Consider the following 12,574-nt stretch of genomic DNA (forward strand, 5'->3'; position numbering starts at 1 on the left):
CAGGTTATTTCCTGTAATGTAAGTTAAAATCCAGTGGCTGGTGTGGCCACTGGTCAAATACTAGCGGATGAGGGTGATGTCGCCGGTTCGCCGTAGCGTTTTTCCATCGGTGAACACTACATCGAGGGTATAGGTATACACATCCATCGGTTGCAGCTTGCCCTGGAAAGTGCCATCCCAGCCATCGCGGCGGTTGGCGGTCTCAAATACCTTTTGTCCCCAGCGGTTGAAGATGCGCCAGTTCATTTTGCCAATGCCAAAGCCCATCACCATCACGATGCTGCTCCTGTTGCCCCTGCCGGGTGTAAAGGCGTTGGGCACGTCGAGCAAGGGGTCTACCAAAGCTTCCACCACCAGGGTATCGATATCAAAGCAATCGTATTCATTGTAGGTGATGAGTTGCACGTGGTATTTGCCGGTAGCATTGAACTGGTGTAATAAAGGTTCCTGGCTGGTGGTAAGAACACTGTCGCCATCGTCAAAGAGCCATTTGTAGCGTACGCCGCCTACCGAGCTGTTGATGAAGGTTGTTGGTTTGTTGACCTCGGGCTTGGTGGGTGAAATGCTGAATGCCGCCGTTGGTTTCTTGTTGATGGTAATGCTAAATTCAACCGAGTCGATCTTATTGCAGGTGTTGGAATCTTTTACGATCAGTTTGATGCGGAAGGTGCCCACATTGTTGAAGCGGTGCGTAGGACTCATCTCATGCGAATCCGGACTACCGTCGTCAAATGTCCAGGTATAGTCATGCCCACCCATCGAGGTATTGTTGAGGAAGGCGTCGTACGGGGCGCAGCCTGTTCCCGGTGTTTCTACCCTTGCTTTTACATTGGCCACCACCCCCAGGTTGACGGGTTTCCAATCGCCCTGGTTACAGAAGTTGGTATCGAGCAGTATGAGCCGCACGGGGTAGGAGCCTGCTGCGAGGTAAGCGTGGGTAAACGGTGCATTGTCGATAGGCCCTTTGGTGGTACCGTCGCCAAAGTCCCAGGCAAAGCTCTTGGGGCCAAAGGGTTTGCCGGGCGGATGGGTAGAGGTATTGGTGAACAGAAAGTTTAATGACTCGCAGGGGCCTTCCTTTACGGTGGTAAAATCGATCAAAGCGGGATCGTTGCGCACCCGTATGGTGATGTAGGCGGTATCCCGTTCGTTGCAGGTGGCAGGGTCTATGGCGATGAGCCTTACCCGGTAGGTGCCGATATTGTTGAAGGTATAGGGCTCCTGGAAGTTGGTGGTAACCCGGTCGGTGACGCCATCGCCATCAAAATCCCATTCATAGCTTTTGGCATTGCGCACCGTATCGCGAAACTGTATGGTGAAGGGGGCGCAACCCATGGTATCGGGCAGGTTATTGAAATATGCCTTGGGGCCCGCGGCCACACCGGCAAAGTTGAACGCTATCTTCACGGCGGCGAGGTTACAATCGCGGCTGCCGTTGGTGGTAGCCCATGCGCCCGGTGTTGTTGGAAAGCGTTGGGTGATGGCCCAATCGCGGTCTTGCGCGCAGTTGGCGCAGATGGCCTGGTAAATGACGCCCTGTTCGTCGTAGCGGCTGGTGCCGCCATCCACGTGTTCGCCGAAGCCGCCGGTTTGCCCAAAGTAACTTCCATAGAGCAGTCCTGCTGCGTCTTTTTTGATCACGATAAAGTAGAAATCGCGGTTATCGGTAGTGCTTTTAATCGCATCGGGGGTTAGGGGCATATTGCCTACTCCGTCCATATTGGCTGAGTTGGGATTGGGCACCAGCCAGCCGCCCCAGCCGGATATATACACATTCTCACAGCGGTCTACCAGGAAGGCCACGGGCGATATATTGGGCTTTGCTGCTCCATTGCCGAATACGGTGGAGTATATGAAGCCCGACAGGTCGGGGTTCAATTTGGCGATGAACTGTTTGGAGCGTGGATTGCTGTAAGCGGCATTTTGCACAGGCCAGGTGCCTTCGGTAACCCCCATGATGTAAGGATATCCCTTCCGGTCGAAATGTATACCGTAGATGGCATCAAATGCCGGGGTGCCCATGTACGAGGTATTGATGAGCTTAGTGCCGTCGTTGGATATCCTGGATACAAAGCCATCGGTAGCGCCTTTCTGATAGCTGTTCTGGTAAACGTTGGGTTTATTGGTGGGCAGCAGGTCTTCGCTGGTGGTGGCGCCTGCTACATAAAGCTCCTGGTTGGTTGGGTTGATGGCAAGTACGAAGGTGCCATCGGTGCCACTGCCGCCCAGGTAACTGCACCATTCAATATCGGTGCAGGTAGGGTTGATCTTGATGACGGTGCCATCCTGGCCGCCCCGGTTGGCTGGCTGGAATACACCGGCCGTAACGGGCATACCGTCGGTAGGGCCGGCTGATTGGGTTTGTGCCGATATATAGATGTAGTTGGCCCTGTCCATGATCACCTCACTGCGCGAATCATCTCCATAGAAACGGAAGGTGGCGTTGGGTGACATGGCCGATCCCAATTGATCCTTGATATTGACGCCATCATTGCCGGTGCCGCCAATGCGCATGGAGCCAATGATGGCCGTGCCGCTGGCATTGAGCTTGGTAACGGCGATATCCGATCCGCCGCCTTTTCCTTTTACAATACCAGGGTAGTTGCTCGAAAATGTTTTGCCCATGATCACGAGGTTGCCCTGGGCATCACTGATGAGGCTGTGGGGATAATCGTTGCCGTTGCCTCCGATATAGGTGGCATAGGCGCGTTGTCCGGTAGGCGTGAATTTGAAGATGCCCATATCTACGCCTTTTCCATTACCGGCGCCTCCCTGAAAGTCGACCTGGTAAGCGCCCGTAGTTACGGGAAACCCTTTATCAAATACGATGCCACCCGAGAACAATGATCCATCCGGACCAGGCGTGGCGGTATAGCCATATTGATCGGCCGCACTGCCGGTGAATGAACAAAATACGAGTGTAGGATCGATAACGAGGGTGCTGGTTTTGGAATAGGGCGCTATTCTGAATCTGATGGTATTGTTGCTGCCAAGATCGTAGGAGCAGGCCACTTCTTTTTTACCGGTCGCCATATCGAACTGGTACGAGTAAGGATAGAGTTCTTTTAATTCACCCACCGAAGTCTTAATGATGAGTTCGTTCTTCTTAATGGAGAGTTTGTCGACCCCGTCATATTGCATGGCGATCTTGTTGGGGTCGCCGCCGGGATGTACAATGAGGTCGTATTTAAGCCGGCCATATTCGGAGTAATAACGGATATCGATATTAGGGTAAAGGTCTTTGTATACAATAGCCTGGTACACGGGTACATCGGTTGCCCATTGCGTGGGGTCATTGCCGATGAAATAACTGGTATGGGTGGGTACCGGTTTTTCGGGTTGAATGATGCATTGCTCATTAGCGCCGACGAACCTGACTGCATAAGCGTGCGAACGTACGATGGTGGCGCCGGGTGGTGGAGTAGGCGTAGGGTGAGCCCCCCTGTCGGGACGACTGATCTTATCGGCATTTTGACCATGCGATTCTCCTTCGTGATTGCGATCGAAGAAGTAGGTAAGGTCATCACCATTGTGCTGTACTACGGTAAAACCTGATTGTTGTAAAAAGAAGGCTCCGGTAGAGAGGGTGCTTTTGAAGCGTACGGTCTTTTCCCATTGTCCTTTGTTTTCGGTGAAATCAAAGGAGGAGGCTCCACTTTGCGCGGCTCCGTGCAAGGTAGCAAGGAGGATCGGAATCACTATAAGCTTTTTCCTGTCCAAATGGCAACGCTTTAATGGTACACAAATTGGCATAAGGAGGCCATTGGCACCTGCCCTATGTTAACCAGTCATGATAATTCCTGTATGGTTCCGAATGTTGAGTACGATCTTTAAAACGTTGGACACAGGGATTGTCTCCTGTCTCCATTGTATTCATCATAATAGCCCCGGTGCGTCAGCGCAAATTCATAAGCTCCCCGGCTGTTGTTGTATTGTTTCAGAGAAGAAGTAGTTGCGTCGTAAGTGAATGTAAGTCGAATATTCTTGTATTCAAAGCCGATCATGGGTACAAATGCATCACCCGCGCGGTAATACAATCCGCCGAGTACCTGCATCTCACCACCTTCGCCCGATAAATTGTATTGCGCATAGGCGCCTGCTACCAGTTCGTTCGATTTGGCCTGCAGGCTGTAATAAGCCATAGGGTTGAGTATCACATCTTCGGTTAACTTAAGGCTTGCGTTTACGAATCCATTGTACCGCGGTGAAATCCTGGAATCATAACCTGTGGGGTCGGTGTTGAAGAATGATTCCCGTGGACGGTTGATGTGCATGGCACTCACGCCGCCGTTGACATATATTTTATCTGTTGGAAAAAATGCGTAGTTGACGCCCAGTTGCACATCGAAATAGTTAACGCTGGTGGCTTCCGGTATTCCATCGGAGGGAAAGTTGGAATCGAAGAATTTGCCGTCGAACTGATCAGGAAACTTAAGCGCGCTGGTGTTGATGCGTTTGTTGGACCAACCCACGTTAAAACCTGCCGAAAGCAGGTGGGCAATGCCGATCATCTGGTGATAGGCTGCCGATACGTATACCTTGGTAGAGGTAAGCTGGCTGGAGCCCGCCACATCGCGCAGGATAACGCCACCCAAGCCCAACCAGCCGCTTTCGATGCGACTACGGTATACCTGGGCATCACCCCATACGCTCATGGTTTTATAGGGTATCGACATCACGTTGGACCACTGGTTGCGGTAATTGGCTCCCAGGCGGTAATCGGCATCGGGTATAAAACCGGTATTGGCGGGATTGGTGAGTAATGGACTATTGAACCATTGCGAGAAGTGCAGGTCCTGTGCAGCAGCGGGGCGGCTGTTTAACAGGCCGCAGATCAGTAAAAGCATGGTGGCGCGGAAGCAAAATGAGATTACTCCGGGCTGTTGTTCCGCTTCTTCCTGTTGCATCGCTCTTTGCTCACACATAGTCGTTTTTTTTATGTTTCTATTGCGAATCCCCTCACGAAAGCTGCTATATCAATTTACGTTTTTTCGGGCATGATGGGTTGGCTATCTCTCATTATTTTGCCCGTATTTATTTATCTGATCAAAGTGATGTCTCCCGTTCGGCGCAGTTTTTTACCATCTACGAACACCACATCGAGTGTATAGGTGTATACATCCATCGGTTGCAGTTTGCCCTGGAAGTTGCCATCCCAGCCGGTTTTCCAGTTGCTGGTCTCAAATACCTTTTGCCCCCAGCGGTTGAAAATGCGCCAGGTCATCTGATCGATACCGAAGCCCACCACTTTTACGATGCTGGACCTGTTGCCCCTACCAGGTGTAAAGGCATTGGGCACATCGAGCAGCGGATCGATAAGGGCCGATATATCGTGGTAGATCGTATCGGTACATCCATCCTGATTGATCACCACCAGGCCGGCTGCATAGGTATCGGTTGCATTGTATTGGTGATTCACCGTAGGTCTTCCCTGCGTAATGGTCGAATCGCCATCGCCCCAGTACCAGCGTGATTCCACTACATCGATCGAGGAGAGGTTCGTGAAAGTAGTCGGTTTATTGACCTCCGGTACCGTCGGCGAAAAGCTGAATTCTGCCGTTGGTTTATCGTATACTTTAATGGTAACAGACGTAGTACTTACTTTGTTACAAGTATTGGTATCTGTCACCTGCAGGGTGATCGTGTAGGTGCCCTTCTGATAGGTGTGTGTTGGGCTCATTTCATTCGACTCCGGACTGTTATCGCCAAAATTCCAGATGTAATCGTGCCCGCCGAGTGAAACGTTATTAAAGAAGGCATCATAAGGAGCACAGCCCACCGGCGGCGTTTCGATCCTTGCTTCCACATTGGCCACTACGCCGAGGTTGACCTGCTTCCAGTCGCCTCCATTACAATAATTGGTATCGAGCAGTATCAGTCGCACCGGATACGTGCCGACGAATTGGTAGTTATGCGTTACAGAGCCCAGACCCGTAGGCGCGGAGGTGGTGCCATCTCCAAAATCCCACATAAAGCTACTGGCCGTAAAAGGCTTGCTGGCCGCAGTAGACAGGTTGTTGAATTTGAAGGTCAGTGAGGTACACGGACCGTCTTTCACCGCATTGAAATTGATATTGGCGGGGTCGTCCTTCACCCGGATATTGATGTAAGCCGTGTCCCTTTGGTTACAGGTTGATGAGTCTACAGCTATCAGGCGTACGCGGTGAGTGCCGATCGTGGTGAACTTGTAGGAGGTTTCATAACCCGTGGTGACGAGGTCCGTAACCCCGTCGCCATTGAAATCCCATTCATAACTTTTGGCATTGCGCACCGTGTCGCGCAATACCACTTCAAAAGGTACACAACCTATCGAGTCGGGGCGGTTGAGGAAATAGGATTTGGGACCCGATGCCACGCCTGCAAAATTGAACGCGATCTTCACCGCGGCCAGGTTACAGGCAGCGCTGCCATTGCGCTCGGCCCACACACCCGGCGTGGTAGGGAACGATTTGGTGATGGGATACACCGATCCGCCAAAGCAGTTGGCGCAAATGGCCTGGTATATAACACCCTGCGCATCGTAGCGGCTGGTGCCGCCATCGACGTGTTCGCCTTCGCCGCCGTTCTGCCCAAAATAAGTGGCATACAGCAATTCCGTTGCATCTCGTTTGATCACGATGAAATAGAAGTCGCGGTTATCGGTAGTCTTTTTAAGCGCATCGTTGGTGAGCGGCATATTGCCGATGCCGTCCATGTTGAATGGATCGGTACGGGGCTCTATCCAGCCACCCCAGCCGGATATGTATACGTTCTCGCAACGGTCTACGAGAAATGCCACTGGTGATATATTGGGTCTTGCCGAGCCGTTGCCAAATACAGTTGAATATACGATGCCCGACAGATCGGGCTTCAGTTTGGTAACGAACTGCTTGGAGTTGTCGACCTTGTAAGTCACATTCTCTACGGGCCATTTACCTTCCGTAACGCCCATGGTATAAGGGAATCCTTTGCGATCGAATTTGAGTCCGTATACGCCATCGAAGGCGTCGGTGCCGAGGTAGGTTGATCTGATCAGGGTTGTTCCGTTGTTGGAGATCCGCGCAACGAACCCGTCTGCCACACCTCCCTGGAAGGCCGTCTGGTAACCGCCCGATCCGGTGCCCGGGAAATTGGTACTGGTGGTACCGCCGCCCACATACAATTCATTATTGGTGGGGTTCAGCGACAATACGAAAGCCGCATCGTCTCCGCTGCCGCCCAGGAAGCTGGACCAGATAATGGCGTCGCAATTGGGGCTGATCTTCATGACCACGCCATCCTGTGCGCCGCCGGGGGTGCCTTGAAATACACTGCTAGTGGTAGGAAAGCGGTTTTCTGCACTGCCGCTGGTAGATTGTGTTTGCGCAGCCACGTAAATATTGTTGGCGTCGTCGAGGATCACTTCACTTCTTGAATCATCGCCATAAAAGCGCATGGTAGATGTCTTTACACCCCTGCCTTCGATCTGGTTGGTGATGTTGACTCCATCCGCTGCTGATCCACCGACGCGCAATGCTCCGATCAGCTGGGTACCCGTGGCGTTTAATTTCGCCAGGGCGATATCACCGCCGCCACCTGCTGCTCCTGGCACCAGTTTACCTACCCAATTGTTTGAATAGGTTTTACCCATCACCACGAGATTACCGGCGCCATCACAAATGAGGCTATGGGGGTAATCGTTGCCGCTGCCGCCGAGGTAAGTGGCATAGGCGCGCCGGCCATTGGGGGTAAACTTGAAGATGCCCATGTCGATGCCGCCCAGGTCGCTGACACTATTGCCACCGCCGTACCCGCTTTGGTAAGCGCCCGGTGTGGTGGGGAATCCCTGTCCAAAAACGATACCGCCGGAGAAGAGGGAACCATCCGGACCGGGTGTGGCGGTAAAGCCATATTGGTTGGCCGGGCTGCCGGTGAATGAGCAGAACACGAGCGTAGGGTCGATGACCAGCGTGGCCGTTTTGGTGTAATTGGCTACGCTGAATTGTACCGTATTCTTTTCGCTCAATACATAACTACATTCAATCTCTTTTTTGCCCGACTGCATATCGAACTGATAGGTGTAGGGATACATCTCCTTCAACTCACCTACCGATGTTTTAATGATCAGCTCGTTCTTTTTGATCGATATCTTATCCGCGCCTTCGTAGCGCATGGTTATTTGACGTGGATCGCCGCCGGGCCGCACGATGATATCGTACTTGAGCCGGCCATATTCCGAATAGTAGCGTATGTCGATATTGGGATAAACGTCTTTGTACACGATGGCCTGGAACACCGGTACGTCTACCGCCCATTTGGAGGGATCATCGCCGAGAAAATAGCTGACGGAGGTTTGCACCTGCTTATCGGGCTGGATGAGCGGATGCTCATTGGCACCTACAAATTGTACCCGGTAAGCATGCGACCGGATGGTGGGAGGAGGTGGTATACCGGGATCGGGGGCTGGCTGACCGGGTTTGCCATTGGGACCACGGTCGGGGCGGCTGATGCCGCCTTTGCCTTCTTCCGCCACCCTATGGTGACGGTGAAAAAAACTGGTGAGGTCATCGCCATTGTGCTGAACTACCGTAAAGCCATTGTTGTGCAGGTAAAAGGCACCGGCCGAAACTTCCCCTTTAAACCGTACCTGCTTATCCCACTGGCCCTTGTTCTCGGTAAACTCAAACGCAGAAACGCCATCCTGTGCAGTGATCTGTAGGGTGGCGGCAATAAGGAGCACGGTTACTATCAAGCTTTTCCTACCCAAAACTTATTTTTTACAAATTACTGAATAATAACTTCAATACTTTCCCGCACAAAAGCGTGCCGGAAGGATTTTAATTCCTTTTTTAAGCAGTATAAACAGTTGATGGGGGCTAAAAAGAGTAGCTACTCTTTCAATGGATATCGGATGAATCTATGAGATCTTGCTCCAGGCCGTTTTGCCCTGTAACGACTGAAGGTATTCCTTCAGCACCCCGTTTTCGGGTGCACTGAGTTCGGGATCATATTCGGCTATCTTCTCTGCCACTTCTCTTGCTGCCTCGAGCCACTGCCGGTCCTGTACGATATTGGCCAGTTTGAAATTCAACATGCCGCTTTGCCGGGTTCCTTCAATATCGCCTGGCCCACGCAATTCTAAGTCTTTTTCCGCCACTTTGAAACCATCGGTGGTGTCGCACATCGTCTTGATCCGTTCGCGCGCGTCATTGTTGAGTTTCGAGCCTGTTAATAATATGCAAAAACTCTTTTCGGCGCCCCTGCCAACGCGTCCGCGCAGCTGGTGTAATTGCGACAGGCCGAATTTCTCGGCATTTTCGATCACCATAACGCTCGCATTCGGCACATCAACACCCACTTCGATCACGGTGGTAGCGACCAGGATTTGAGTGTCGTTGTTCTTAAAACGTTGCATGTTGGTTTCCCGTATGTCGTTGGTTTGCCTTCCATGCACCATACTCATCCAGTACTTCGGTTCGGGAAAATAAGCCTTGACATTTTCGTATCCCTTCATCAGGTTCTCGTAATCGAGCTTTTCCGATTCCTCAATGAGGGGAAATACGATGTAGGCCTGCCGTCCCTGTGCAATTTCTGCCTTGATAAATCCCATCACCTGGCTGCGTGCCGTGTCATACCGATGTACGGTCAAAATGGGTTTTCGGTTGGGAGGCAGTTCGTCCATGACACTGTAATCCAGGTCGCCGTAGGCAGTCATGGCCAGGGTGCGGGGGATGGGCGTGGCGGTCATGACGAGCATATGGGGCGGCACGGGGGCCTTGGCCCACAATTTGGCCCGCTGGGCCACGCCAAACCGGTGCTGTTCGTCGACGATGGCGATGCCGATATTCTTGAATTTGACAGTGTCTTCCAGGAGGGCATGGGTACCCACAATGAGCTGTATTTCGCCTTCTTCCAATTGCTTCAATATCTGCCGCCTTTCGGCCGCTTTGGTATTGCCGGTGAGGATGCGGATGTTGACGGGCAGGTCTTTCAGCAAGCGGGTGAGGCCGGCAAAATGCTGGCGGGCCAGGATCTCGGTAGGGGCCATGAGGCAGCTTTGGTAACCGTTGTCGGCAGCCAGCAGCATCACGAGCAGGGCTACGATGGTTTTACCGCTTCCTACATCACCCTGCAGCAGGCGGTTCATCTGCCGGCCGCTGCCGGTATCCTTCCTGATCTCCTTGATCACCCTTTTTTGGGCACCGGTGAGCTCGAAAGGGAGGTATTTGTCGTAGAAGGTATTGAAGATCTCGCCCACCTGGCCAAAGATGACACCCCTCGAATAGCGGTGGCGCCTCGATTTCACGAGGTTCATCCGCAATTGGGCAATAAAGAACTCCTCGAATTTGAGGCGGTTCATAGCTTGTTGCCAGGCTTCGTTGGAAGGGGGAAAGTGGATATGGCTGAGGGCCCGGTAGCGGGGCACCAGTTGTAATTGTTTGATGACGTAATTGGGCAGGTTCTCGGGCAGTTCCTTTTCGGTGAAATGCAGGAACAGGGCCTGCGTTAGTTTAGCGATCTGCCTGGCCCCTAATCCCCTGGCTTTCAGCTTTTCGGTGGTGGAGTAGACCGGCTCCAGGAAATTACGTGCCGAAGGTTCTTCACTCAGTGATTCAATTTCGGGGTGGGTGAGTTGGGGGGTACCCTGGAAAAAACTCACTTTTCCAAACACCTGGTAGGATTGGCCAACCGATAACATTTTCTGGATCCAGGTGATGCCCTGAAACCAGGTAAGCTCTACGGTGCCCGAGCTGTCGCGCAATTCGGCCACCAGCCGTTTGCTCCTTTTTTCGCCAATGATGCCCACACTGGTAACGCGGCCGGCGATCTGGATAAAATCGGTCATGGGACTGATATCCCGGATGAGGCTCACCTTGGTTTTGTCGATATGCCGGTAGGGAAAATGCTCCAGGAGGTCCTTGAACGTATAGATTCCCAGCTCTTTCTGCAAAAGCTCGGCCCGTTGGGGGCCTACCCCCTTCAGGTATTCGATCGGACTGGCCAATATGTGTGTGCCCCTGCTGCTGATAAAAAAAACTTTGCCGCAAATGTAAGTGACGGGGCTGAATTTCACGGTATTCTCAACTTCCCGACGCCGGTTTGGGCGCAGGGCGGGGAGCAGGTCGCGATGGCTGACTGGTGCCGCCCGCGGGCCGCGTAGCCGGTCGCGTGGATGGCTGCGCTGGCTTCACTGTTGGTCGGGTACCGGGCTGCGTAGGCCGGGTAGTTGGCTGTGTGGGTCTTGTAGACGGATTGGTTGGCCGTGTTGAAGGATTCGTGGGCCGGGTAGAAGGATTGGTAGGTCTTGTTGACGGATTTGTAGGCAGGGTACCCGGGTTGGTGGGCCTGGTAGGAATGGTGGGGCGAATGACCGGTCGGGTATTATCGCCAGGATTGGTGCCGGGCGCCGGCTTTACGCCAGGGCGGGTGACTGGATCGGTAGGCCGTATCACCGGCCGCGTGACGCCGGGAGGGGTATTGTCGCCCGGATTGATAACACCGGGTCGCGTGTTGCCACCGGGATTGGTGGGCCTGGTAATGGGGCGGGTGGTGCCGCCGGGCCGGGCTGGCCGCGTGATCTCGGGCCTGCCGCCCTTATCGAATACCGGCATTTTGTTGTTGAAGGTTGGTGCTTTCGGATTGTCGCGCCGGAAGTTGTTCATACCCGTCTGCGCCATATCGGGGCGGCTGTACGTGCGGTTGAAATCGCCCCGCGTGATATGTACGTGTACGATCGGTGCCCGTCGGCGCCAGCCACCGGCTCCATAATAGTGGTTGTGCCAACCCGGGAAGCGGTAATAATTCCAGCGACGGTAGTGGCCGAAATAATAGAAGTCCCAATAATAGTGATAGGTATAATACTGGTGCCAGTAGATGGGCCTCCAGGGACGCCAGTAAGGCGGATAGTAACTCCAGTACCAGGGCGAGCGCCACATCACATAAGCAGGTTGAAACATGAACATGACTATGGGCCAGGTGGCTACCTGGTAGGTGGTGGTGTATTGTACGGTGGCTTGCTGTGCAGCGGCCGGCGTAACGGTCGTGGTGGTGGTTACCTGCGCCTGACCTGAATAACCAGGATTGGGTGTTTCGCCGGGTTTGTTGTTGGCCGAGTAATTGGGCTCAACGATATAATCTTTGCCATAAAGATCTTCATCACCCACGACCTGTATTTTGGCTTCACCGTCGCGATCTTTTTCTACAATGATCACGGCTACGTTTTGCACTTCATCTTTATCGACGGCAACCTTCAGTACAATGTTGTGGATATCGCCCTGTACATCATCTTCCACCTGGATATAATCTATCTGATCATCGTTATTAAGATCAAGGTTGTTGATGTTGGCAGAATCACCATTCAATGCCCGCTCAAAGCCTTCAAGCGTGGGCGATTCCTGGAACAGCTTCAATACTGCATACAGGTTGAGGTTATCGCCCGGCAGGTCGAGCCGCTCCTGTTCCGGATTCTGCGCATGGGCGGTGGTGCTTCCCAGTAATAGTAGCGCCATCAGGACAGACAGCAGGTATTTCATTGAATTAGTTTAATTAAATATACGAAATGAATCAACAGCCGGCTTGGTAGAATTTGCCCAGAAATGCAAATTTGACAATGCCC

General features: G+C 52.7%; 5 protein-coding genes. All 5 read right to left on the reverse strand.

The window, feature by feature from the left end; genetic code table 11:
• Window positions 1–60: 60 nt before the first annotated feature.
• The 5 genes from P2H89_RS04230 to P2H89_RS04250 all read right to left on the reverse strand — a co-directional run bounded on the left by P2H89_RS04230 (window position 61) and on the right by P2H89_RS04250 (window position 12,491).
• Complete coding sequence (locus P2H89_RS04230; protein ID WP_275825278.1) at window positions 61–3,699, reverse strand: PKD domain-containing protein; 3,639 nt, start codon at window positions 3,697–3,699, stop codon at window positions 61–63.
• A 131-nt stretch (window positions 3,700–3,830) separates the two neighbouring features.
• Window positions 3,831–4,925 (reverse strand): PorP/SprF family type IX secretion system membrane protein, encoded by a 1,095-nt coding sequence (locus tag P2H89_RS04235; protein ID WP_275825280.1) that lies wholly within the window; start codon window positions 4,923–4,925, stop codon window positions 3,831–3,833.
• A gap of 113 nt (window positions 4,926–5,038) precedes the next feature.
• Window positions 5,039–8,725: a PKD domain-containing protein gene (locus P2H89_RS04240; protein WP_275825281.1), complete on the reverse strand. Its 3,687-nt coding sequence runs from the start codon at window positions 8,723–8,725 to the stop codon at window positions 5,039–5,041.
• Window positions 8,726–8,875: 150 nt separating this feature from the next.
• Window positions 8,876–11,032, reverse strand: coding sequence for an ATP-dependent DNA helicase RecG (gene recG, locus P2H89_RS04245; protein ID WP_275825282.1), 2,157 nt, complete (start codon window positions 11,030–11,032; stop codon window positions 8,876–8,878).
• A 7-nt stretch (window positions 11,033–11,039) separates the two neighbouring features.
• Window positions 11,040–12,491, reverse strand: coding sequence for a hypothetical protein (locus tag P2H89_RS04250; RefSeq protein ID WP_275825283.1), 1,452 nt, complete (start codon window positions 12,489–12,491; stop codon window positions 11,040–11,042).
• Window positions 12,492–12,574: the final 83 nt, after the last annotated feature.

This window comes from Paraflavitalea sp. CAU 1676 (genome assembly GCF_029223285.1).
Classification (GTDB): domain Bacteria; phylum Bacteroidota; class Bacteroidia; order Chitinophagales; family Chitinophagaceae; genus Paraflavitalea.

Bases quoted from the DNA above. Each gene is read 5' to 3' on its own strand.
- P2H89_RS04235 (WP_275825280.1), bottom strand. From the start codon at position 4,925: ATGTGTGAGCAAAGAGCGATGCAACAGGAAGAAGCGGAACAACAGCCC.
- P2H89_RS04250 (WP_275825283.1), bottom strand. From the start codon at position 12,491: ATGAAATACCTGCTGTCTGTCCTGATGGCGCTACTATTACTGGGAAGC.